This window comes from Rhizobium sp. WW_1 (assembly GCF_003610155.1).
Taxonomy (GTDB): Bacteria; Pseudomonadota; Alphaproteobacteria; order Rhizobiales; family Rhizobiaceae; genus Rhizobium; species Rhizobium tropici_A.
Map to the genome: position 1 here is coordinate 210,861 of NZ_RAIN01000005.1, position 22,830 is coordinate 233,690.

General features: G+C 58.8%; 19 protein-coding genes and 3 riboswitches. Of the genes, 9 read left to right on the plus strand and 10 right to left on the minus strand.

Annotated elements, in window-relative coordinates; genetic code table 11:
* Positions 1-414: 414 nt before the first annotated feature.
* The 4 genes from BJ928_RS16740 to BJ928_RS16760 form a co-directional block, all read right to left on the minus strand.
* Complete coding sequence (locus BJ928_RS16740) at positions 415-1,611, minus strand: PLP-dependent aspartate aminotransferase family protein (protein WP_047631581.1); 1,197 nt, start codon at positions 1,609-1,611, stop codon at positions 415-417.
* Positions 1,612-1,727: 116 nt separating this feature from the next.
* Positions 1,728-2,741: a GlxA family transcriptional regulator gene (locus BJ928_RS16745; protein WP_183079423.1), complete on the minus strand. Its 1,014-nt coding sequence runs from the start codon at positions 2,739-2,741 to the stop codon at positions 1,728-1,730.
* Between the two features lie 585 nt (positions 2,742-3,326).
* A riboswitch (cobalamin riboswitch) is annotated at positions 3,327-3,529 on the minus strand.
* Positions 3,530-3,565: 36 nt separating this feature from the next.
* Positions 3,566-4,369 carry a cobalamin-binding protein gene (locus BJ928_RS16755; RefSeq protein WP_047631346.1) on the minus strand — a complete coding sequence of 268 codons (804 nt, stop codon included), beginning with the start codon at positions 4,367-4,369 and terminating at the stop codon, positions 3,566-3,568.
* A gap of 9 nt (positions 4,370-4,378) precedes the next feature.
* Positions 4,379-4,879, minus strand: a complete 501-nt coding sequence (locus tag BJ928_RS16760) for a hypothetical protein (protein WP_052227661.1) — start codon at positions 4,877-4,879, stop codon at positions 4,379-4,381.
* Positions 4,880-5,132: 253 nt separating this feature from the next.
* A riboswitch (cobalamin riboswitch) is annotated at positions 5,133-5,333 on the plus strand.
* A 107-nt stretch (positions 5,334-5,440) separates the two neighbouring features.
* On the opposite strand from BJ928_RS16760, the gene BJ928_RS16765 reads away from it, so the two are divergent.
* Positions 5,441-6,661 (plus strand): aromatic ring-hydroxylating dioxygenase subunit alpha, encoded by a 1,221-nt coding sequence (locus BJ928_RS16765; RefSeq protein WP_047631341.1) that lies wholly within the window; start codon positions 5,441-5,443, stop codon positions 6,659-6,661.
* Positions 6,662-6,694: 33 nt separating this feature from the next.
* Here the strand turns inward: BJ928_RS16765 and BJ928_RS16770 are convergent, their stop codons facing one another.
* The 5 genes from BJ928_RS16770 to BJ928_RS16790 are packed head-to-tail and all read right to left on the minus strand — an operon-like array spanning position 6,695 to position 11,628.
* The gene (locus BJ928_RS16770; protein ID WP_047631339.1) at positions 6,695-7,357 is read right to left on the minus strand and encodes an epoxyqueuosine reductase QueH; all 663 of its coding nucleotides are present in this window, start codon (positions 7,355-7,357) and stop codon (positions 6,695-6,697) included.
* A 26-nt stretch (positions 7,358-7,383) separates the two neighbouring features.
* On the minus strand, positions 7,384-8,301 hold the full coding sequence (gene prpB, locus BJ928_RS16775) for a methylisocitrate lyase (protein ID WP_047631337.1): 918 nt from the start codon (positions 8,299-8,301) through the stop codon (positions 7,384-7,386).
* A gap of 10 nt (positions 8,302-8,311) precedes the next feature.
* Positions 8,312-9,478: a 2-methylcitrate synthase gene (gene prpC / locus BJ928_RS16780; RefSeq protein ID WP_047631336.1), complete on the minus strand. Its 1,167-nt coding sequence runs from the start codon at positions 9,476-9,478 to the stop codon at positions 8,312-8,314.
* A 12-nt stretch (positions 9,479-9,490) separates the two neighbouring features.
* Positions 9,491-11,005, minus strand: coding sequence for an MmgE/PrpD family protein (locus BJ928_RS16785; RefSeq protein ID WP_047631335.1), 1,515 nt, complete (start codon positions 11,003-11,005; stop codon positions 9,491-9,493).
* The gene (locus BJ928_RS16790; protein ID WP_348628223.1) at positions 11,002-11,628 is read right to left on the minus strand and encodes a hotdog domain-containing protein; all 627 of its coding nucleotides are present in this window, start codon (positions 11,626-11,628) and stop codon (positions 11,002-11,004) included. The genes BJ928_RS16785 and BJ928_RS16790 overlap by 4 nt, the downstream gene beginning before the upstream one ends.
* On the opposite strand from BJ928_RS16790, the gene BJ928_RS16795 reads away from it, so the two are divergent.
* Positions 11,566-12,975, plus strand: a complete 1,410-nt coding sequence (locus BJ928_RS16795; protein ID WP_047631334.1) for a short-chain fatty acyl-CoA regulator family protein — start codon at positions 11,566-11,568, stop codon at positions 12,973-12,975. The genes BJ928_RS16790 and BJ928_RS16795 overlap by 63 nt on opposite strands.
* A 26-nt stretch (positions 12,976-13,001) precedes the next feature.
* Positions 13,002-13,193: riboswitch (cobalamin riboswitch) on the plus strand.
* A 278-nt stretch (positions 13,194-13,471) separates the two neighbouring features.
* On the opposite strand, the gene BJ928_RS16800 is transcribed toward BJ928_RS16795, so the two are convergent.
* Positions 13,472-14,515 carry a helix-turn-helix domain-containing protein gene (locus BJ928_RS16800; RefSeq protein WP_047631332.1) on the minus strand — a complete coding sequence of 348 codons (1,044 nt, stop codon included), beginning with the start codon at positions 14,513-14,515 and terminating at the stop codon, positions 13,472-13,474.
* Positions 14,516-14,706: 191 nt separating this feature from the next.
* On the opposite strand from BJ928_RS16800, the gene BJ928_RS16805 reads away from it, so the two are divergent.
* From BJ928_RS16805 to BJ928_RS16840, 7 genes are all read left to right on the plus strand, one after another.
* Positions 14,707-17,073 carry a glycoside hydrolase family 3 C-terminal domain-containing protein gene (locus BJ928_RS16805; RefSeq protein WP_047631330.1) on the plus strand — a complete coding sequence of 789 codons (2,367 nt, stop codon included), beginning with the start codon at positions 14,707-14,709 and terminating at the stop codon, positions 17,071-17,073.
* 73 nt (positions 17,074-17,146) lie between these two features.
* On the plus strand, positions 17,147-18,382 hold the full coding sequence (locus BJ928_RS16810) for an ABC transporter substrate-binding protein (RefSeq protein ID WP_047631329.1): 1,236 nt from the start codon (positions 17,147-17,149) through the stop codon (positions 18,380-18,382).
* A gap of 67 nt (positions 18,383-18,449) precedes the next feature.
* Positions 18,450-19,394 carry a sugar ABC transporter permease gene (locus BJ928_RS16815; protein ID WP_245432377.1) on the plus strand — a complete coding sequence of 315 codons (945 nt, stop codon included), beginning with the start codon at positions 18,450-18,452 and terminating at the stop codon, positions 19,392-19,394.
* Complete coding sequence (locus tag BJ928_RS16820; protein ID WP_052227659.1) at positions 19,391-20,263, plus strand: carbohydrate ABC transporter permease; 873 nt, start codon at positions 19,391-19,393, stop codon at positions 20,261-20,263. The genes BJ928_RS16815 and BJ928_RS16820 overlap by 4 nt, the downstream gene beginning before the upstream one ends.
* A gap of 2 nt (positions 20,264-20,265) precedes the next feature.
* Positions 20,266-21,336: an ATP-binding cassette domain-containing protein gene (locus BJ928_RS16825; RefSeq protein WP_047631327.1), complete on the plus strand. Its 1,071-nt coding sequence runs from the start codon at positions 20,266-20,268 to the stop codon at positions 21,334-21,336.
* Between the two features lie 356 nt (positions 21,337-21,692).
* Positions 21,693-22,148, plus strand: a complete 456-nt coding sequence (locus tag BJ928_RS16835; protein ID WP_047631322.1) for an ester cyclase — start codon at positions 21,693-21,695, stop codon at positions 22,146-22,148.
* 192 nt (positions 22,149-22,340) lie between these two features.
* A complete protein-coding gene (locus BJ928_RS16840; RefSeq protein WP_047631321.1) occupies positions 22,341-22,790 on the plus strand; it encodes an adenylyltransferase/cytidyltransferase family protein in 450 nt (149 codons plus the stop codon).
* Positions 22,791-22,830 lie beyond the last annotated feature (40 nt).

A 22,830-nucleotide genomic window follows, 5' to 3' on the forward strand; every position in this document is an offset into this window, starting at 1 on the left:
GGCTCATCCCCCTAACTGCACGGCCTTTCCGATCCACTGATCGGTTTCAACGACCTCGACCAGGAAGCAAGGGCAGCGAGGTGAGCATGCGCGCCCTGAACTGGAAAGCAATCGGGCCTGGTGAGCTGAACGCCATCCTGACCGTGCTTGACCGTTAAATTGACCGCTTCAGAGGCTAGGCGGAGTCCAGCGTGCCACAGCCTTGTTCAGCGCAGTGCGCTGCCGGTCGATGGTCTGGTTGACGCGGCCGACAATGCTCCGATCCCTATCTGTATTGAAGGCTGATCCATTCAGTTGCTTGCAGCGAGCCCGTTTACGGTCGTCGACCTCCGCGTCTTTAGTGAAATCCGCCAACGGGCGAGCGGAAAGAAGTCCGCTCGGACGGGACGAGGGGGATCGACATTGACAAAATCCCTAGGATCGAATCTCCAGTGCCTGCACCAAATCCCGTTCGAGATCGATTGGGTCCTCGAGACCGATGGAGAGCCGGATGAGTTGCGGGCCTATTCCAATCGCGGACTTTTGGTCTTCCGGAACGACTGCATGGGTCAGCGATGCGGGGTGCTGGATGAGGCTCTCGACGCTTCCGAGGCTGACGGCGAAGCGGAAGTAACGGGTTGACGTAAGCACGCGTTCCACGCGCGCAATGTCGCCGGCAAGCTCGATGGAAATGACGCAGCCGAAGTTGAACATCTGTCGGGTAGCCAGCGCATGCTGCGGATGGCTTTCCAAACCGGGATACACGACCCGGTCGAGACGGAGTGTCTGGGCCTGTTGCTCCAGGCTGGATGCTAGCATCAGGGCGGAGGAGGATTGCCGTGTGCTGCGGATTTCCAGCGTCTTCAGGGAGCGGTGAAGCAGGGCGCAGTCCGAGGGCGACATCACCGCGCCGAGAGCGTTCTGCAGATATTTTACCCGCTCGGCAAGCCCTGCCGGTGCGTTGGCCGAAACAGCAACGACACCGCCCAGAAGATCGGAGTGGCCGTTCAGCATCTTCGTTGCCGAATGCACGACGATATGGATGCCGTGCTCGATCGGTCGCTGGCCCGCAGGCGAGGAAAACGTGCTGTCGCAGACGGTGATGGCATTCGCCTCATTGCCGATCCGGGCAACGGCGGACAGATCTACGATCCGCAGGGTGGGATTGGACGGCGTCTCGAACCAAAGCAGGTTCGGCTGGTGCGCGGCAACAGCATGTCTCAGGGCATCGATATCCGAGAAGTCTACGAAATTTATCCTGTGGCCCGCAGTCACGGGCCTGACATCTGCTAGCAGCCTGTACACGCCGCCGTAGAGATCGTGATGCGCCAAGATCGATGAGCCGGCAGGCAATGCCTCGATCAATGTTGCCGCGGCGGAGAGGCCACTTGGAAAGACTGAGGCGGTTTCCGCACCTTCGAGATCTGCAAGGCAAAGCTCCAGCATGTTGCGTGTCGGGTTGCCACTGCGGGAATAGTCGAATCCTTTGCTGCGTCCGATACCGTCCTGAACGAAGGTCGTTGCATGATAGACGGGAGGAATGACGGCGCCCGTCAAAGGATCGGGTTCCTGCCCGGTATGGACGGCGCGGGTCGCGAAGGCCGCCTGATTGCGATTGAGATCGTTTGCCACATTCATTCCTTTCGATTTTGCCGAATGGCCGCAGCCTGATGGCAGCCGATAACGACAATCATGCCCCGTTAGACCGAAATGACACGGATGTCTTGCAAGTTCGTGAGCAAGTCGGATTATCCATGCATGAGCTGGGCCGGCGAGGTGGAGATACGAACCTGCGTCGGGGTCTTGCCGTAGATGCTCCTGAAGACCCGGGTGAAATGTGCCGTGCTTGAGAACCCGATCTCCATCGCGATGTCGATTACAGACGAATCCGAGCGCATAAGCAGCCCTTTTGCGTGCTCCATTCTAATCCGCTTGTAGACATTCGTGGGCGTCATCTTGATCTCTTCGGCAAACAAGCGCTCGAGCTGGCGCCGGCAAAGACCGATTTCGTCGGCCAGACCGCGTATGGATAGGGACCCGTCGAGATGGCCTTCCATCTTCAAGAGCACGGATCTGAGACGAGTGTCGCGGCATTTGATGCCTAATGGCCGTCTGGGCTGCAGGTCGCGATCCGTTCGTACCCTCTCCATTTGCAATACTTCCATTGCCTTTCGGGCAGCGTTCTTGCCGATATGCCGCTGGACGATCGAGGCCGCCATATCGGCGGCGCTGCTGCCGCCGGCACAGGAGCCTCTCATCCTGTCGAGGTTGAAAATTCGATCGGACCGGACGCGATGATCGGGAAAGAACTCACGAAATGCCTGGTAGTGGAGCCAACTGACGCATGTCTCATGCTGCCGCAAAAGGCCGGCAGCCGCCAATATGAACGTGCCGGTACACACGCCAATCAACGGAACCCTTGCAATGGCCGCACGCTTCAACCAGGCTATCGATTCAGCGTCGATCGGGTCGTCTGCTCCCAACAGGCCGCCGACCACCACGATGTAGTCAAACCTGTTCGGCTCGACGAAGGCAGAGGTCGGCGCAACCTGAACACCGCAGCTCGACGTTATGAAGTGACGAGAACTGCTGAGAACCTGCCAATCGGCTCGCACGCGACCGGAATTGTCCGCCTCATCGCTTGCGAGCCGAAGGGTGTCCACGAACAGCGCGAAGGCTGAGAGCGTAAACGACCGGGCGAGGATAAAGCCCACTTTGAGTTTCGTATGAGATTGCGGCTCAAGCTGTTCTGACTTGTTCAATAACTTCACCGGCGTCCTAATGGCGACATCGCCCCGAGGCGACTTCAAAACTGATTGTCTTGGATGCGAGAAAGAGCCAGGACACCGCCATCGCTTCGTCGTGAATGCCCTCTTGGGCACGTTGACTACGGCAGTAGGAAGTGCGCCGATTGCCCCCTAGTTGGATCTGCGACCTCGCCGCCGTTCCGGCCTAAGACCAACCGGCGTCATAGCCTGAACCATCATGGTCCGAAGCGTCAGCAAAGCAGGTAGCGGCGATTTTGAGCGATCGATCATGTCGACCTCAAGACGCGCCGCGGCCGGGACGTCGGTGCCGTCGGGCAACGTCAGCAGCCAGGCGAGAAACACGTCCTGTGGGGTTGCGCTCGCGCAACGGGAGGAGGTCGCCAGGCCGGAAGTTGGATGTTCGTCGGCAGTTTCAGGGTGACGGCTCATCCGCGAACTGCGTATTGGGTCCAAGTGCTCCATCTCTTATCTCGCATCTGGCGAAATGGGTGGAGCCACAAGGCAGGCACCGACCACCACGTCGATCCTGCTGATCAATCGGGTGTGGTACCGTCCCCCAGATCGCCCACCGCAATCCGCTGAGTTTCTAGCGCTCATGGCTGGTTTCCGGGCTGAGAAGCTGCCCTCTTTGGGGCTATCGACGACCTTCCCAGGCACTAAGCCCAGTGGCAATTCGTCGACTTCAGCTTCATTACCGTTGCGGGGGCAGCGCCGGCTTCAACCGGCTTCCCAATTATCCGCCTCGTTCATATCGGGGCGGCACCAAAGCGGCTTTACAGAAACACGCAATCTGCTTCATGGCAAGCGCCGGTGTGGCGTTATTCCGTCGAAATACGTGACTGGAAGCGAGCAATCGCAGCAATGATCGCGTCGAGACCATCGCTCAAGGCGGCCGGACCCGGCTGCAAGATGAGGGGCGATTTGATCTCGACGATCTGATCGTTGCGAACAGCCGGAACGTCATGCCAGCCTGGCCGAGAGCCGATTTTCTCCCTGACGACTTTCTTGCCGCACCATGACGCAAGAATGAGATCGGGGGCTGCCGCGATCACCTCATCAAAGGAAACGAACCTGTCTCTGGCAGCCTTGTTTCTCGCCCTTTCGGCAAAGACATCGTTTCCGCCGGCAATTTCGATCAGTTCCGAAACCCAGCCTATCCCGCAGATCATGGGATCGTCCCATTCCTCGAAATAAACTCTCACGGGTTGCCTCGTGGTTGATTGGGCCCGCAGGGTTTCAAGGCGAGCCTGATAGAATGCAACCAGGGTTTCACCCTTGTGGCTGGCTCCGACAAGGGCGCTGACGGTTCTGATCATTGCAAGAATTCCGGCGATGTCACGCTGATTGAACGCATGCACCGCAATTCCATGGCGGACGAGGTCTGCGACGATCGGCGCCTGCAGATCCGAGAACGTCAGAACGAGATCGGGCTCCAGCGCCAGTATCTTGTCGATATCGGCCGATGTGAAGGCGGAGACCCGCGGCTTTTCGCGTCGAACCTGGGGCGGCCGCACCGCATAGCCGGAAACGCCGACGATCCTCTCCTGCTCACCGAGCAGATAGAGGACCTCGACCGTTTCTTCCGTCAGACAGACGATTCTATTTGGAGGAAATGCTCTCACGATCTTCGATCAAAGGGTGCGAGGTGGCGTCGCTTTTCCGGCCGGCTCGAGAAAGCCCGCCGAACGAATGACCGCATAGATTGCCATCAGCCCTGCGAAGGCCACGATATTGTCGCGGAGAATCTGAGCGATGACCGCCAAGGAGAATGCATCATCTCCGGAAGGCAGCATCAGTGTGGCGATGAACAACACGATTTCGTAGGCGCAGAAGCCGACCAGCAGCGCGACGAGGGCTGTCACGACGGGTCCAAACTTGAGACGCGCAAGCGCAAAATCCGTCGCCAATGCCGTGCCCGCCGCCAGGCCGATCACTCCGCCCCAGGCAAAACTGTCCCATTCGCGGGGATAACCGAGCAGCAGGTATCCGACCGCCTGATTGCCGAGCCACGTGGCGGCGACAACGGCAATTCCATCGCGTCGCTTCAGCGTCACCGATGCGATGGCGGCGATCGCCGCGAATGGCGTTGCACAGGCCAGAACATAGGAAAAGGCCAGGCCGCATGCCGACACTAAAGCGATCCAGGCTACTCTGGCGTCTTTGCCCGCAATTTCCAATGAGGGTCGGCTATGCGAGGGCATCGTCTCAACTCCAATCTATCTTTGAAAAATAACATCGAACGATTGGTTTTCAAAACGCCGTCATTGGTCGTCCGACTGAAGGCGTCGGCCTAGCGACACATCGTCGTGAAAATAAAGGTCTGATCTGTTCAGAATGCGATGGACGGACGTCGTTTTTCGAAGGAGACGCCGGCAATGCGGCGTGTTTAAATATGCTGTCCTTGGTGCCGCTTCGAATCGAAGTGGATAATTGGGAAGCCGGTCGAAATCCGGCGCTGCCCCCGCAACGGTAGCGAAGCCTAATGCCGACGACGGCCACTGGATCAATTGATCTGGGAAGGTGTCGGCAAGCCCCTGACGGGGCGGCTTCGGAGCCCGGAAACCAGCCTTGGTCACATGAATGACTTGACTGACTGCGGAGGGCATTCAGGAAGCTGATTGGCGTATTGGCTGCCGGGCCAATCGAGATCGATCTTCCGCCTTTTCAGTCAGTGCTCAAACCGGGAGCATCTGATGACGGATTTTTACAGCGACGTGCTGCGCAAACTGCAAAACAGGCGCGATGGCTATAGCCTGGAACAGGCTTTCTACACCGATCCGGAACTGTACAGGCTCGACCTCGAGCATATTTGGTACAAGGATTGGCTTTTCGTCGGACACGATTGCGAGGTTCCGAGAGCCGGCAACTACTTCACGCTGCAGGTCGGCGACTATCCGATCGTCATCACGCGGGATCGGCAAGGCGTAATTCGCGCCCTGCATAATTCCTGCCGACACCGCGGATCGCGCGTCTGCACGCAGCCCAAGGGATCATCGGCCAAGCTTGTCTGTCCCTATCATCAATGGACCTACGAACTGGACGGCTCGCTGCTGTTCGCACGGCAGATGGGCGAGGATTTCGACAAGTCGGCAAATGGCCTCAAGCCGGTCCATTGCGAGACCGTCGGCGGCTATATTTTCGTAAGCCTCGCCGATGAGCCGCTCGATTTTGGTCCGATGCGCGAGATGGTCGCAAGCTATCTTGCTCCGCATAATCTCAAGGACACGAAGGTCGCCTTCGAAAGCACGATCATCGAAAAGGGCAATTGGAAACTGGTCTGGGAGAACAATCGCGAATGCTATCATTGCGCGGCCAATCACCCGGAACTGTGCCGGACCTATCCGGAGGCTCCGACCGCAACCGGGGTCCAGGGTGCAAAGGATGATCCCGTCATCGCCGAACATTGGGCACGCTGCGAGGCCTCCGGCCTGCCGAGCGAATTCAAGATTTCTTCGACCGGCCAGTTCCGCGTGGCGCGCATGCCGCTGATCGAGGACGCGGAAAGCTATACCATGTCAGGCAAGCGGGCCGTGAAGCACCAACTCTCCGACGATGTCAGCCAGAGCCACATCGGTACGCTGCTGCTTTTCCATTATCCAAGCACCTGGAACCATGTGCTGGTCGATCATGCCATTACGTTCCGCGTCCTGCCGCTGGGCCCGGAATCAACGCAGGTCACGACAAAATGGCTGGTTCACAAGGATGCCGTCGAAGGCGTCGACTATAACATCGACGAACTGACGCATGTCTGGAACGAAACCAACGATCAGGACCGCCGGATCGTCGAGGAGAATGCGTTTGGCATCCGCTCTCCAGCCTATGAGCCGGGACCATATTCGGTCGAGCATGAAGGCGGTGTAATGCAGTTCGTCGAATGGTATGCGAACTTCATGCGCGATCGCAGGCAGTTTTGAACGACGGGAAATCGAGTGGGCCGGCGCAATACCCTAGCTCGCCGTGTCGTCCTTGCCGTAATAGAGCTTGCCGAGCTCGATCGGTTCGCGTCCCTGGCTGCGGCGGTGCATGTTCGAGTCGCGCAGCGAATAGACGCAGCCGCAATATTCCTGCTGGTAGAACTGCTCCCGCTTGCTGATCTCGATCATGCGGGCGGAACCGCCGCCTTTACGCCAGTTGAAATCCCAATAGCTGAGGCCGTCATAAGGAGCGACTGCCCGCTCGCCGCAATCATTGATCTGCGCCATGTTTTTCCAGCGCGAGATCCCAAGCGAACTGGTCATCACCGGAAAACCGTTCTCGTGTGCATAGAGCGCTGTCCGTTCGAAGCGCATGTCGAAACACATCGTGCAGCGAACGCCGCGCTCAGGCTCCCATTCCATTCCCTTCGCCCGGGCAAACCAGTTGTCCTTGTCATAGTCGGCGTCGACAAAGGGCACATCGTTCTTTTCCGCGAAGCGAACATTCTCCTCTTTGCGCAAGAGGTATTCACGCTCCGGATGGATGTTCGGATTGTAGAAGAAGATGGTGTAGTCGATGCCCGAGGCCGACATTGCCTCCATCACTTCCCCCGAACACGGCGCACAACAGGAATGCAGCAGCACTTTCTTGCTGCCGTCGGGCGGGGTCAAAACGGAGCGTACGAAATCGTTCATGGCCGCCTCATATCATAGCCACAGGGTTATCGCGACCCTGAATTGGGAAGGATCGTCTTCACGATCGAGGCATCGAGCGCTTCATAGTCGTGAAGCCCGATAGTGTCGTAGAGTTCGCCGCGCGTTTGCATCTCGGTCCAAACGGCCTCTGCGGAGCCGTCGCGCTTCAAGGTGGCGTAAAGCTTTTCCTGAGCCTTGTTGGCGACTCGCAATGAAGAGACGGGCCAGATGATCATGCGGTAGCCCATCTCCTCGAATTCGGATGCGGTGAAAAACGGCGTTTTGCCAAATTCGGTCATGTTGGCAAGCAAGGGAACGCCCGGCATGCGCCGCGCAAATTCGCGAAACATCTCGGCACTGTTGAGGGCTTCGGGGAAGATGGCGTCGGCGCCGGCTTCCATAAACAGCTTGGCACGCGCAACGGCGCCGTCAATGCCTTCGCTGGCCGCCGCGTCGGTCCGGGCGATCAGATAGAGATGACGGCGCGCCTTCGCCGCAGCCGCGACCTTTGCTGCCATGTCATGCGCGTCCGCAAGCCTCTTGTCGTTCAGATGCCCGCATTTCTTCGGAAGCAGCTGGTCTTCGATGTGGACTGCGCCGGCGCCCGCATCTTCGAAGGTTCGCACCATGTGCATGACGTTCAATGCCTCGCCATAGCCCGTGTCGCCATCGACAAGCAGCGGCAGGCCGCTTGCCCGCGCGATCTGGCGGATGAAAAAGGCAACCTCGTCCACCGTGATGATCCCGAGATCGGGAATACCCATGGAGGCGGTCATGGCAGCGCCGGAGAGATAGAGGCCTTCGAAACCCGCCGCCTTGGCCTGGAGAGCTGCCATGCCGTTATGGGCGCCGGGAAGCTGCAGGATGCCATTACGCTCCAGCAGCTCCCTGAAACGGATTCCGGCGGGGGCGTCGGGTAATTCGGATGCGACGAGATACGGCATTTTCAACTCCTCAGGCGGCTTTCGGACGGATTTTCGGGCCGCTGCGCTTGTTGATCGGCACGAATGTCTGGTTCTCCGGGCCAATATAATTGGCGGATGGGCGGATGATCTTGTTATCCGCGCGCTGCTCGATGATATGAGCTGCCCAGCCGGATGTTCGCGAAACCACGAAAAGCGGTGTGAACATCGCGGTCGGAATACCCATCATATGATAGGAGATGGCGCTGAACCAGTCGAGATTGGCAAACATGTTCTTAGTCTGCGCCATAGTCGTCTCGATCCGTTCGGCAATATCGAACATCTTCATTGTGCCGGCATCGACCGAGAGTTCGCGCGCGACCTTCTTGATCACCTTGTTGCGTGGGTCGGCGACGGTATAGACCGGGTGGCCGAAACCGATGATGACTTCCTTCGCCTCGACCCTGCGTTTGATATCCTCATCGGCTTCTGCGGGATCTGAATAGCGCTTCTGGACGTCGAAGGCGGCTTCATTGGCGCCGCCATGCTTCGGCCCGCGCAAGGCACCGATCGCTCCTGCAATTGCCGAATACATATCCGAGCCGGTCCCGGCGATAGATCGGGCCGTAAATGTCGATGCGTTGAACTCATGCTCGGCATAGAGGATCAGCGAGGTATGCATGGCGCGGACATGTGAGGCGCTCGGTGTGCGTCCGTGCAGCAGATGCAGGAAATGGCCACCGATCGAATCGTCTTCCGTTTCCACATCGATGCGCCGGCCATTCTGGGCAAAGTGGTGCCAGTAGAGCAGCATGGAGCCGAGCGAGGCCATCAGCCGATCGGCGATATCGCGGGCACCGGGATGGTTGTGATCGGGCGCTTCCGGAAGGACGCAGCCCAATGCGGAGACGCCCGAGCGCATGACGTCCATGGGATGGGTCGCCGCCGGCAGCAGTTCCAGGGTACGACGCACGACATCGGGAAGACCTCGCTGCGCTTTAAGCTTCGATTTATAGGCCGAGAGCTCCGTAGCCGTCGGAAGGGCGCCGTGGACCAGCAAATGTGCGATTTCCTCGAACTCGCAGGTTTCGGCGATATCGAGGATGTCGTAGCCGCGATAATGCAGATCGTTGCCGGTGCGCCCCACGGTGCAGAGAGCTGTATTGCCAGCGATTACGCCTGAAAGCGCGACGGATTTCTTTGGCTTAAATGCTGTCATGATGATCCTCCGCTACTTGTTCCAGTCAAAGATGCCGCGGGCGGTAGCCGTGCCGGGCAAGGGATGTTCCGCCTGAAAGTTGAGTTGCCCCAGCTCTTCGGGTTTCAGCGAGGTGAGGCGTTCCACCGTGGCGACGAAGTGGTCCTGTTCTGCAGGCGCGACAACGCCCTCGGCCAACGTCCGGAACTTGTTGACATAGTCACCTCGTCTGAACGGCTTGGCGCCGAGCGGGTGGGCGTCGGCGACGGCCAGCTCATCCTCTATGACGGTCCCGTCCCGCAGGGTGACGACGACGCGTCCGCCGAACGCCTTCTCCGCCGGATCGTGACTGTGGTAGCGCTTGGTCCAGGCAGGGTCTTCGACCGTGGTAATTTTGCGCCAGAGGGCGACCGTCTCTGGTCGGTTGGCCCGTTCAGGCGCATAGGAGCGCTCGTGGTGCCAGCCCCGATCTTCCAGCGCGACGGCGAAGATATACATGATCGAGTGATCAAGCGTTTCGCGGCTCGCCTTCGGGTCCATCTTTTGCGGGTCGTTGGCCCCGGTTCCGATGACGTAGTGTGTATGATGGCTGGTGTGGATGACGATGCTCTCGATCTTCGAGAGATCGCCGATCTTCGGTCCCATGCGCCGAGCGAGATCGATGAGCGCCTGGCTCTGATATTCGGCTGAGTGTTCCTTGGTATAGGTGTCGAGGATCGCGCGTTTCGGCTCACCTTTCTCCGGCAGAGACACGATATACTCGGCCTTCGGTCCGCCGAGCAGCCAGGCGATGAAACCATCCTCGCCTTCCCAGGCGGGCGAGGGCGCGCCTTCACCGCGCATGACGCGGTCGACGGCTTCAATGGCCATCTTTCCGGCAAAGGCCGGCGCATAGGCCTTCCAGCTCGAGATCTCACCCTTGCGCGACTGGCGCGTCGTGGTCGTGACATGCAGCGCCTGTTGCACGGCCTGATAGATGGTTTCCACGGGAAGGCCGAGCGCGGCACCAATGCCGGCCGCCGCCGATGGGCCGAGATGCGCGATATGATCGATCTTGTGTTCGTGCAGGCAGATGCCCTTCACCAGGTCGACCTGAATCTCGTAACCGACGGCGATGCCGCGCGTAAGAGCCGCGCCATTCAAGCCGCAATGCTGCGCCACCGCCAGTATGGCGGGGATGTTGTCGCCTGGATGCGAATAGTCGGCGGCAAGAAACGTATCGTGGAAATCGAGCTCGCGAACGGCAACGCCATTTGCCCAGGCCGCCCATTCCGGCGAAAAGCGCCTGGCTTCGGAAAGGCCGAAGATCGTGGCTCCGGGGGCGTAGGGATGAGTGATGGCCTGGGCGCGAGCGCTGGCAACCGGGCGCCGCGATAGTGAAGCAGTTGCAACGGCGGCATTGTCGATGATGCGGTTGCCGATCATCTCGACGACATCGTCATCCAGTGCGGCATCATCGACGGCGACCGCGGCGATCTTCCAGGCAAGCTGGTCTTCGCGGGCCAGATGCTCAGCCGACTTATGGGTGCGGACATTATGCAGTTTCACGAATGCGTCTCCTCGAGTATTTCGACATGACAGTTGTTTTGTAAAGGCGCGGGGCGGCCATGTTCATTGACTGCCACCATTTCAAAGCGGCCCGTCATGGCCTGATGGCGTCTGCCGCTGGTCAGATTTTCCATCGTCGCCTCGACGAGAACGGTCATCGACGCATGGCCGCATCTTGTTACGACGGCCGTGAATTCGAGCAGGCTGCCGATCGGCACGGGCTTTCGAAACCTGACCGCGTCCGTTGCTGCCATGACGACCGGCTGGCGGGCAAAGCGACTGGCCGCGACAAAGGCCGCGCGCCCCATCATCTCAAGACCCTTGGCGCCGTAAAGGGTACCGTAGTGATTGGCGTGTTCCGGAAAGATCATTTCGGCAAAGAGGCAGTTTGTCGCTCCGGTCGGGATGTCGCTGCATTCCATGGTCGCTCCCAGCGCTTGCCAACAAGACATTTCTTCGCAATATCTACTGGTAGAAGAAATGATAAATAGCTGAAATTGCAGAAGTTTGCGAAGTACGATTTGCAAATCTGCAAAGTTTGCGAAGATCGAGAGGTCTAGATGAAGAAACCATTTGTTGGAGTTCGCCTCAAGCGATTGCGCGAAGAACGCCGCCTGACGCAACAGGCACTTTCGGACAAGCTCGGGATTTCGCTGAGCTACCTCAATCAGATCGAGAACAACCAACGGCCAATCACCGTTCCGGTGCTTCTGCGTCTCAACGCAGCCTTCGGCGTCGACGTCCAGTTGTTCTCCGAGGAGGACGAGGCGCGGTTGGTCGGCGAGCTGCGCGAGCTCTTTTCAAACCCGGCGCTCGGGGAGACCATCAGCAACAGCGAGATCCGGGAGATCGCCGTCAATATGCCGGCTGTCGGGCGCGCAATGCTGCGATTGCAAAAGCAGTGGTTTCAGGCATCGGAGCGGGCGGAAACTTTTGCCGCAAAACTCGGGGATGACCGTGGTACGACCGCTGCGGCTTTGCCTGCCATGCCCTATGAGGAGGTTCGGGACTACTTCTCTTCGCAGAGCAATTACATTCCCGAACTGGATGAAGCCGCTGAAGGACTGGCGGGCGAATTCGGCACGCCGCTCGGATCGTTCCACATTCAGTTGCAGGGTCGTCTGCTCGAAAAACACGCCGTCAGGGTCGAGACCGGAGGCGATGAGATGCAGCGCCGCTTTGAGGCTGCGACAGGAATTCTTCGGATTTCCTCGCGGCTGAACGCTGGACAGCGTGCGTTTCAACTGGCGACCCAGCTATGCTTCCTGGAACACAGGGATCTGCTGGACCGACTGACGAAAGCTGGACGTTTCAGCAGTGACGAGACCCGCTCGCTTGCCCGCATCGGGCTTGCCAATTACTTTGCCGGCGCGCTGATCCTGCCCTACACGGTCTTCCTCGAGGCTGCGGAAGCCTTACGCTATGACATCGATCTTCTTGGTGAAAAGTTCGGCGTCGGTTTCGAGACGATCTGTCACCGGTTGAGCACGTTGCAGCGCCCCACGGCGCGTGGCGTGCCTTTCTTTCTCGTGCGCGTCGATCGGGCCGGCAACATGTCGAAGAGGCAGTCGGCCACGCACTTCCACTTCTCAAGGATTGGTGGAACATGTCCGCTGTGGACCGTTTACGAGGCATTCGCTCAACCGGGGCGCATCTGTACGCAGCTCGCCGAGATGCCCGATGGCAGGGCCTATCTCTGGATCGCGCGCACTGTGATGCATCAGAGCGGCGGCTTCGGTGGATCGGTCAAGAGCTTCGCTGTTGGACTGGGCTGCAATTTGGCGGATGCGGCCCGGTTGGTCTATTCAAAGGCATTGCCTCTTGACGATCCGGCCGCGCGAACGCCCATCGGCGTTGGTTGCAAGCTTTGCGAACGTAAGGATTGCCCACAGAGAGCTTTTCCGCCGGCGGCCAAGGAGCTCATCATCGATGAATCCGTCTCGTCATTTGCACCCTATTCGACGGCCTGATGTCCGGAACAGGTGATGACGTTGTCGCTGCTCAGCATGTCACAGGTTGTTTTGCGGAAGCGCTACCGGTGCGCCGAGACTTCGGTAAAGCCGGGGCTGCCCCCCAACTGCAACCGGCAAGCCGCGGCCCATAGCGTCACTGAGGCGAAAACCTTGGGAAGACGGGCAGAGGTGACGACCCGTGAGCCAGGAGACCCGCCAGGACAAAATAACGTCCACGGGCGGGTGTCCCTCGACAAGGCGTCAACTTGGCTACGCAAGCGCGATCCCTAGTCGTTTCTTGCGCAGATCAAGTCCGAGGTGCGCGGCAATGCCGGCCGGCGATGCAAAAGTTACCTCGAACTTGAAATGACGGGAGCGCAGTCTTCATGTTCGGTTCGCCTCTACATCGCGAACCGAAACGAGGTCGTTGATCGCCCCACCCGGGGCTGCCGTAGGTCGTCAAATTCTCGAAAAACTCAACGCATTGGAATCTAGCTCAAGCTAGGATTGGAATCTAGCTCAAGCTAGGGTTGTGTGGGGCGGTTATGACGATGTGGCGCCTGCCGCTCGTCGTTAGCCCGATTACGAGCTCCGCTGCCTTGCCGACGGTCGCCGCATGCGCGGTAAGGATCTTCTGTGCCTCTGCCGCATCGTCTTCCGTCAGCACGCTTTGCGGCTTGAGAGGGCGGCGCCCTCGCCGAAACTCTGCCGGGCTACAGCCGAACCGAGCTCGGAATTTGTTATAGAAAACCGCAGGATTGCCGAAGCCGTTGCGTTCCATGATGGTGCCAACGGTCTCGTCTCCAGTACGCAGCTCGTCGGCGGCATTGTCGAGGCGAAGATTTTGAGAGTAGTCCCGATAGCCGATGCCGACATGGCGCTTGAACAATCTTGAGAGGTGGCTGAGCGTCAGCCCTTCGGTTTCGGCAATCTGGCTCAGATGCTGGCTCTCGTCATTCTCGCCCAGTGTATCCATGATCCGCACGATGCGATGGCGGCTGTCGGACCGCAGTTGAGCTCCGGCAGGGTCCGCTTTTTCGTAAGGGATGCAGCGATAGACATAGTTTGCCAACAGGTTGGCAATGATCTGGCGCGCCATGGGTTCGTCCGGATGGCTTGTCTGGTCGAGTATCAAACGCGCCATCAACGATTTGATCGGGGCAACTTTCGTCATGAACGAACGACTGTGCAGGAAGGTGCGGCACAGATATTGCCGGGAGCCGAAACCGGGTAAGCCCATCCGCTCGAAATGCGCGATATCGAGATGAACGCCGCAGATCAGCGCATCGCGCGAGATCGATGTTGAATTGTGCGGGACGTCGGCATTGATGACGATCATGTCGTCCTCGTTCATCTCGCAGGTCTGGCCGTCGACGACAAGGCGAAAGCTTCCGCGCAGAACGAAAAGTATCTCCATCTCCCGATGCCAGTGGTAGGGAACGTCCGCATAGCCATGGACGAAGGGACGGCAGTGCGATTCCGCTGAAGGCCCGTGGTTCTGGAAGCCACAATCCATGATTTCAGGGGCCGGATTGTGCTTCAAATAGGCGATATTCATTGTCATCCTCCTCACTTCCAGGAGCAATAAATATCAAAAACTGTCGTAATTCCAGAGCAATTTTCGCGGCTAGATGACTGCGTTTTCCTGTGTCATCAATCTATCGTTCTTTGATGCGGACGATGGTTCCGCACAGGCGAGGAGGCCTGCAAGGGCTGCCGGATCGCCTGGCATAATGGGATGGAGTAGCGATGACGTGGAATATTTCCGATAGGGAACTTGGGCATCTCGTCGAACAGATGACGCTCGAGGAAAAGGTCGCGACGGTGAGCGGCTACGGCCTCTGGCGAACCGCTGCCAATTACCGCCTCAATATCCCGGAAGTCCTGATGACCGACGGCACCTACGGGGTGCGCTACTCGATCGAGCAGATCGATGGGCCACAGGACAGCGATAGTCAATTGGCCGCCTTCCTCGGCGTCGTCAATGCCGATCTGTCGCGCGGTGTCGAGGGTGCCTTCGGCTCGACCCGCCCGGCCACCTGCTTCCCCAACGGCTCGTCATTTGCCTGCTCCTGGGATGTCGATTTGGCCCATGAACTCGGCGAAGCGCTGGCGGCGGAATGCCAGGCCTTCGGCGTCAACATCCTGCTTGGTCCCGGGATCAATATCCGTCGTACTCCGCTTGCCGGTCGTAGCTACGAATATTATTCCGAAGATCCGGTCGTGACCGGCGAAATCGCTGCTGCCGTCATCAACGGTATGCAGAAAAACGGCGTCGGCGCTTCACTCAAGCATTTTGCCTGCAACAATTCCGAGGTCCAGCGCACGACGATGAGCTCGGTGGTCGAGGAGCGCGCCCTGCGCGAGATCTATCTCGCGGGCTTCGAGCGTGCGATCCGCAAGTCCAATCCGTGGACCGTGATGAGCTCCTACAACCGGTTGAACGACGTACAGGCGGCCGAAAATCATTGGCTGTTGACGGAAGTCCTGCGTGACGACTGGGGCTATGACGGTGTCGTGGTTTCCGACTGGCACGGGATCAAGGATCGCCCGGCGTCGCTTAATGCCGGCAACGATCTCGACATGCCCGAAAGCGGGGCTCGCAAGCAGGAGCTGCTGGACGCGGTCGAAGCCGGCCGCGTTCCGATGGAGGTTCTTGATCGCTCCTGCTTGCGGATGCTGAAGCTGGTGCGCCTGGCCCGTAACAATATCAAGCCGAACGCGACAGCGGACTACAAGAAGCATCATGCTCTCTCACAGCGCATGGCGGCGGAATCGATCGTTCTTTTGAGAAACGAAGATGCACTGCTGCCGCTGGATGGCGGCAAGCTTCGCAAGATTGCGCTTGTCGGTGCAGCGGCGACCGAGCCGGTCATTCAGGGATCGGGCTGCGCGACAACGCGGCCGACCGAAGTCGACATTCCGCTTGCGGAAATCCGCCAGATGGCGCCCGGTGCTGACGTCAGTTTCCATGCGGTTTCGGATTTCGAGGCTGGCAGTTCGACGGAAGCCGCCGCGCTCGCTGGCATCGATGGCGCCGATGTCGTCCTGTTTTTTGGCAATACCGAGGTCGGCTACGATGGTGAGGGCTCGGATCGTACGCATCTCAATCTGCATGACGGCCAGGACGAGCTCATTGAGCGTCTGTCTCAACGCAATGGCAAGCTTGTCGTCGTCCTTGCAACTCCAGATGCCGTCGTCATGCCCTGGATCGATGAGACCGCGGCTGTGCTTGCCGCCTTCTTCGGCGGGCAGGGGGCTGGGCATGCCGTCGCCCAGGTGCTGTTCGGCAAGCAGAATCCTTGCGGCAAGCTCACCGTCACGTTCCCGGTCCAGCTCGAAGACACGCCCGGCTTCCTCACCTATCCTGGTGAAAACAACCGGCACATCTATAGCGAGGGGATTCATGCGGGCTACCGCTCCTACGACAAGCGCAAACTCGCACCGCTGTTCCCCTTTGGCTTCGGCCTGAGCTACACCTCCTTCCAATACGCCAACATTGCGATCGACACCGGTACGATCGACGCATCGAGCACCTTCAAGGTCTCTTTCGATGTCACGAATACGGGTCGCGTGCCGGGTAAGGAAATCGCCCAGATCTACGTCCGGCCGCATACGCCACGCCTGATCCGTCCGATCCGGGAACTCAAGGGCTTCGCAAAAGTTGCCTTGCAACCGGGCGAAAGCAAGCGCGTGGAAGTCACGATCGAAGCGCGTGACCTGCGCTATTACGATCCGGACCATCGCCAATGGCTTCTGGATGCCGGCGATCTTACGATCGAGGTTGCCGCATCTTCGCGCGACATTCGCCTTGAAAAGGTTCTTCGCGCCCAGGCGCCGGCGCTGCCATCGAGCATTCTCAATGTCGAGAGCCAGCCCTATCTCGTACTGGAACAGGAGCTCGCCCGTAAACGTTTCGGCACGTTCCTCAAGGAACAGCTCGGCCTTGACGACGAGGAGACGGAGAAGATGCTCGAATACTGCGGCGGCTCCTTCCTCGGCATCTACAACACGGTTGCCTGGGTAGCGGGAGACAAGATCTCCAAGACCGACATGGCGGCGTTCCTAGACAGCCTCAACAGGGAAATGGGCATGGCAGTCGGCAAGGCTGCTTGACATTCGGGGGCGCCGGCCATTCCGGCGCTCCCCAATCAATCAACAATAAGAACTCCAGAGCTAGGGTAGTGACATGAACATCAGACATTTCTCCTCGACCGCTGCGTTGCTTGGCATGCTCGTGGCTTCGACCTCAGCCTTTGCGCAGACGGTCGACGTGCTGCAATACTGGACCAGCGCCAGCGAATCCAAGGCCATGAATGCGATCGCCGATGCGTATAAGGCGCGCGGCGGCAAATGGATCGACAGTCCGGCGGCGGACTTCGATTCCGCCGTTGCGGCGGCGACCAGCCGCATCGCCGGCGGCGAGCCTCCCTCGGCCGTGCTGATGACGCCGAGCGCCGCCATGCGCGATTTGGCAAGGGCCGGCCAGCTGCGGAATTTCGACGATCTCGCTACTGCCGGCGGCTGGCAAAAGGTGATGCCGCCGCTCGTATGGGACAAGCTCAGCGTTGACGGCCATCTCGTTGCGTTGCCTGTCGGTATCCACGCCGATAACTGGATCTGGTACTCCAAGCCGCTTTTTGCCAAGCTCGGCATCGAGGAGCCGAAGAATCTCGACGAGATGTTTGCCGCCGCCGACAAGCTCAAGGCAGCCGGCTACACGGGCTTTGCCGTCGGTGGCGAACCCTGGCAGGAGGTTTCTATTCTCACCGACATGATCATCGCGCTCGGCGGCCCCGAATACTGGAACCAGCTCTTCATCAAGCGCGATCCCGAAGCGATGAAATCGCCGATCCTGCCGAAGGCTTTCGATCTGTTCCGAAAGGTGTCGACCTATGCCGATCCGGCAAGTCCCGGCCGTTCGTGGAACGATACCACGAACATGGTGATCACCGGCAAGGCCGGCATGCAGTTCATGGGCGATTGGGCAAGGGGCGAATTTCTTGCCGCGGGTCAGGTTGCGGAAAAGGATTTCGGTTGTTTCCTGGCACCCAGTGACAAGCCTGCCTATGCCGTGATCGTCGATATCTTCGCCTTCCCCGTCAACAAGGAGGAAGACCGCGTCAAGGGGCAGACGATCCTTGCCGACACTGTTATGGACCCTGCGGTCGAAGCGAAGATCGCCGCCGTCAAGGGCTCGGTACCATCGCGGTCCGACGTCGATATCAGCAAGCTCGATGCCTGCGCTGTAAAGGGTGCCAAGCTGCTTGCCAATCCATCGACAGCCGTGTCCGCAGCCTATGATGCTCTTACCGGCGACTTGAACGGCCAGATGACCGACCTTGCGACACAGTTCTGGACCGATCCGTCCATGACGAGCGACGCCGCCGTGGAAAGCCTGACCAGCATTCTGAAGAGCAAGTGAAATCGATGTGCCGGGGCCGGCGGACCACCTGCCTCCTCGGCACCTGTTTCATCGGAGGAGCGACAGGATGAATGTTCACGCACGGCGCGGCACGGGAGCTGCGGTTGTAGCTGGCAGCGACCATGAGGGATCTGCAATGATGACATGGCTTAACCGGCAAGCCTTTCGGCCGGATATCACGGTTGTGATCTTCTTCGCCGTCGTGGCGCTTTTCTTTTACGGCTCGATCGCCTGGACCTTCTATATGTCGTTGACGCGCTCGACGCTGCTTCCGTCCTATGAGATCGTCGGCTTCGGGCAATATGTGCAGCTTTTTACAAATCAGCGCTGGCTCGTTTCGTGCCTCAACATGGTGATTTTCGGTGTGCTCTATATTGTGGGCACGCTTATCTTCGGGATGCTGCTGGCCGTCTTTGCCGATCGGCAGATCAAGGCGGATTCGCTCTTTCGCACCATCTTCCTCTATCCGCTTGCGGTTTCGCTGATCGTCACCGGTCTTTCCTGGCGGTGGCTTCTCGACCCGGTCAACGGTTTGCAGGCCCTGATGCATAGTTTCGGCTGGGAGAGTTTCGTCTTCGACTGGCTGACAAGGCCGGATCGCGCCATCTATACGCTCGTCATCGCCAGTATCTGGCATTCGGCCGGGCTCGTCATGGTGATCGTGCTTGCCGGCCTGCGCGGGATCGATAACGACCTCTGGAAAGCCATCCGCATGGAGGGCATCCCGATCTGGCGCGCCTACCTCCAGGTGATCTTTCCCGGCATGCGCCCGGTCATTGCCTCCTGCGTCGTATTGCTGATGTCCGAAGTCATCCGCGGCTACGATCTGATCATCGCCATGACAAAAGGCGGCCCGGGAATTTCGACGGAAATGCCCGCCAAATTCGCCGTCGACTTCTACTTTGCCCGCGTCAATCTCGGCCTCGCCTCGGCCGCGTCGATCATGATGCTGGTGCTGTCTCTCGTCTTGCTGACGCCCTATTTCCTGAGCGAATTCCGGAGGCGCACATGATATCCGCCGCGCAAAAGCCACCCTTTGGTCCCGCACGCATCGGCCTCTATGCCTTCCTCGTCATGTCAGCGATTTTCTTCCTGTTGCCGCTGCTGGTGGTGATCATGAATTCGCTGAAGCCGATGGAGGAAATCCGGCAGGGCAATCTGCTTGCCTTTCCCGTCAATCCGAATTTCGATGCCTGGGTTGCGGCCTGGAAGACGGCCTGCACGGGTCTTGAATGTGCCGGCGTTCGCCCGGGTCTCTGGAATTCGATCAAGATCACCGTACCCGCCGTCGTCATTTCGACGCTTGCGGGCGCTCTCAATGGCTATGCCCTGGCGCAATGGAAGTCGCGCCACGCCAACATGACAATGTTCCTGATCACGGTCGGGCTGTTCATCCCATATCAGGCGATGCTTTATCCGACGGTCAAGATCCTCAGCAATGTCGGGCTTTTCCGTACCTATCTCGGTATCGTCTTCGTCCACGTCATCTACGGGCTGCCCTACACGACGCTTCTGTTCCGAAACTTTTACGTCGGCGTCCCCGACGAGATAAGTCGGGCAGCCCGCATGGAAGGCGCAAGCTTCCTGCGCACTTTCTGGTCGATCATCCTGCCGATTTCGACCAACATCCTCGTGGTCGTGGCGATCCTGCAGTTTACGGGCATATGGAACGACTACCTGCTCGGTCTGATCTTCGCCGGCAACGACAATCTGCCGATGACCGTGCAGCTCACCAACATCGTCAACAACACCCGCGGCGCTGCCAATCCGAACATCAACATGGCCGCAGCGCTGATCACCGCGATCCCGACACTCGTCGTCTATTTCCTCTCCGGCCGCTATTTCGTCCGCGGCATCGCCGCCGGCGCCGTCAAGGGTTGAACATGTCCAGTATCTCTCTTCGCCAGATCAAGAAATCCTTCGCTGCCCTCACCATCCTGCAGTCGGTCGACATGGAGATCGAGAAGGGCGAGTTCATCGTCATCCTCGGCCCGTCGGGCTGCGGCAAGTCCACCTTGCTCAACGTCATTGCCGGTCTCGACGATTGCGATGCCGGAAAAATCGTGATTGACGGCAAGGACGTAAGCGGGCTGGAGCCCAGCCAACGCGGGCTTGCAATGGTATTTCAATCCTACGCGCTGTTTCCGGCCATGACCGTGCGGCGCAACCTGTCCTTCGGCATGGAAATCGCCGGCACGCCGAAGCAGACGATTGCCGAGAAGGTTGCCTGGGTCGCAAAGCTCCTGCAGATCGAGGCGCTTCTCGACCGCAAGCCCAGCCAGTTGTCCGGTGGCCAGCGCCAACGTGTCGCGATCGGCCGTGCCCTCGTGCGCTCCTCCAGCATCTGCCTGTTCGACGAGCCGCTGTCGAACCTCGATGCGAAGCTGCGTGCCGAAACCCGGGTCGAGCTCAAGCAGCTTCATGAGACGCTTCAATCCACGATGATCTATGTCACGCACGATCAGATCGAGGCGATGACCATGGCCGATCGGGTTGCCGTCATGCACAAGGGCAAGGTCGAGCAATTTGCGCACCCACAGCTTGTCTATGAAAAGCCGGCAAGCCTGTTCGTGGCCGGATTCGTCGGGTCGCCGGCCATGAACTTCCTGGAGGGCAGGCTTGACGGGAACGGGCGTTTCGTGAGCGGCGATACCTCTATCGATGTGTCCGCCTACAAATTTGAGAAGCCACGACAGGAAGGCGAGGTTGTCCTGGGCATTCGCTGCGAAGATGTCTCGGTAACTTCGACCGGAGCTCCCAATTCCATAGCCGCCAGGCTTGCCTTCACGGAACTGCTGGGGGCAGACGCCTTGGGCTGGTTCGATTGCCTAGATAAGCGTTTCAGTGTCCGCCTTAGCATCGAAGGCGCTCGCTCTGCGAACAAGGATGTCGGGCTTAGCTTCAACATCGGCAAAGCGTCGATCTTCTCTAAGAGCAGTGGGCTGCGGCTTTGAGCTGAGTGTCAATCAGCGCCGAACATTTGCCCCTTTGTGGAGTGCGGCCCTGGTGTGGGACTGATAATCTGCCAGATGCGTTGATCCTCGAACATTTGGGGATCATCTGCCGCCGATCCTTTCGGGACGATCGATAGCCTTCGCCCCCGCGGCATTCTCGATGATGACATGGAACGGCTCGGTGAACTCGTTGAGGCCGCAACCATATGTGATACGATCATAGCATAGCGGTTGGCGGACATTCTCATTCGAGGACAAGAATCGGAGTTTGGCACCACGGACAAGCACCTATCCCTTTCGTCAGGTCATCGAGCGTTTTCGATGATCCTTCAAAGTCGATGAAAGGATCTACCGCCATGAGCAAAGAAGATGATAACAAGGCCGTCGTCGGCCGCTGGTTTACCGAGTTCTGGGGCAAGGATGTCAATCTTGCGGTCATCGATGAGATCGCAGCTCCCGACATGTTGCTGAAGTATTCCCTGCATGAACCTCGCCGCGGCCGCGACGATATCAAGGCCTTCATGACAGACTTCCGGGCAGCGTTTCCCGATCTCAATTTCTGGGGCACCGCTGATTTGATCGCCGAAGGCGACTATGTGGTTGGTCAATGGGAAGGCGGCGGCACTCATACCGGCACAGCTTGGGACGATGTTCTGCCCGACTATGAAGGCCTTCCCGCTGCAACCGGTCGCAAGATGCGCTTTACGGGCACGACTGTCCTCAAGGTCATCGATGGAAAGATCGTTGAAGAGATCGGTCTGGACGACGGGCTCACCGCGATGACGCAGCTCGGCCTCGTCAAGGCGGCGTGATCTGCCAAGGGTAGAAACGTCCCTCCAGGAATTGAGGCCCGCCCGCTTGCCGTGCGGGCCTCTTATTTGCGGCGTGCCGCCGAATTACGCCCCTTGAATCGCAGATTCAAGAATAGGAAACGGAGCGTCGAACCGCATAGAGCGCGGTAGCTTCTCCCATCAAATCAACTGGTGAGAACTGGATACACAGCCATGACATGCATCGGTTACGCTCCCGGCGCCTTCGACCTGTTTCATATCGGCCATCTCAATCTACTGCGCCGGGCGAGGGAGCATTGCGATTATCTGATTGCCGGCGTTGTCGCAGATGAGGTTCTCATGACCCATAAAGGCGTTGTCCCTGTCATTCCGCTCGTGGAGCGGTTGGAGATCGTACGCAATGTTCGCTTTGTCGATGCCGCATACGTTGCAACGACCAATAACAAAGTCGAGATTTGGAAGAGCCTCAAATTCAATATTCTGTTCAAGGGAAATGACTGGCAGGGAACCGAAAGGGGTACCCGACTCGAACAGGATTTCGCGGCATTGGGCGTTGACGTGATTTATTTCCCTTACACGCCGTCGACGTCGAGCAGCGCATTGCGCAAAGCCCTGCGAAGCATCGATCTCATCGCGACCCGTCGAGTGTTGCATGCCGGTTGAATTCACACCGGTCGCAAGAACCGGGTGGTCGGGGAACCGA

Coding starts and splice junctions, on each gene's coding strand:
- BJ928_RS16765 (WP_047631341.1), top strand. CDS start 5,441: ATGACGGATTTTTACAGCGACGTGCTGCGCAAACTGCAAAACAGGCGC.
- BJ928_RS16770 (WP_047631339.1), bottom strand. CDS start 7,357: ATGAACGATTTCGTACGCTCCGTTTTGACCCCGCCCGACGGCAGCAAG.
- prpB (WP_047631337.1), bottom strand. CDS start 8,301: ATGCCGTATCTCGTCGCATCCGAATTACCCGACGCCCCCGCCGGAATC.
- prpC (WP_047631336.1), bottom strand. CDS start 9,478: ATGACAGCATTTAAGCCAAAGAAATCCGTCGCGCTTTCAGGCGTAATC.
- BJ928_RS16795 (WP_047631334.1), top strand. CDS start 11,566: ATGAAGAAACCATTTGTTGGAGTTCGCCTCAAGCGATTGCGCGAAGAA.
- BJ928_RS16800 (WP_047631332.1), bottom strand. CDS start 14,515: ATGAATATCGCCTATTTGAAGCACAATCCGGCCCCTGAAATCATGGAT.
- BJ928_RS16805 (WP_047631330.1), top strand. CDS start 14,707: ATGACGTGGAATATTTCCGATAGGGAACTTGGGCATCTCGTCGAACAG.
- BJ928_RS16810 (WP_047631329.1), top strand. CDS start 17,147: ATGAACATCAGACATTTCTCCTCGACCGCTGCGTTGCTTGGCATGCTC.
- BJ928_RS16815 (WP_245432377.1), top strand. CDS start 18,450: ATGAATGTTCACGCACGGCGCGGCACGGGAGCTGCGGTTGTAGCTGGC.
- BJ928_RS16820 (WP_052227659.1), top strand. CDS start 19,391: ATGATATCCGCCGCGCAAAAGCCACCCTTTGGTCCCGCACGCATCGGC.
- BJ928_RS16825 (WP_047631327.1), top strand. CDS start 20,266: ATGTCCAGTATCTCTCTTCGCCAGATCAAGAAATCCTTCGCTGCCCTC.
- BJ928_RS16835 (WP_047631322.1), top strand. CDS start 21,693: ATGAGCAAAGAAGATGATAACAAGGCCGTCGTCGGCCGCTGGTTTACC.
- BJ928_RS16840 (WP_047631321.1), top strand. CDS start 22,341: ATGACATGCATCGGTTACGCTCCCGGCGCCTTCGACCTGTTTCATATC.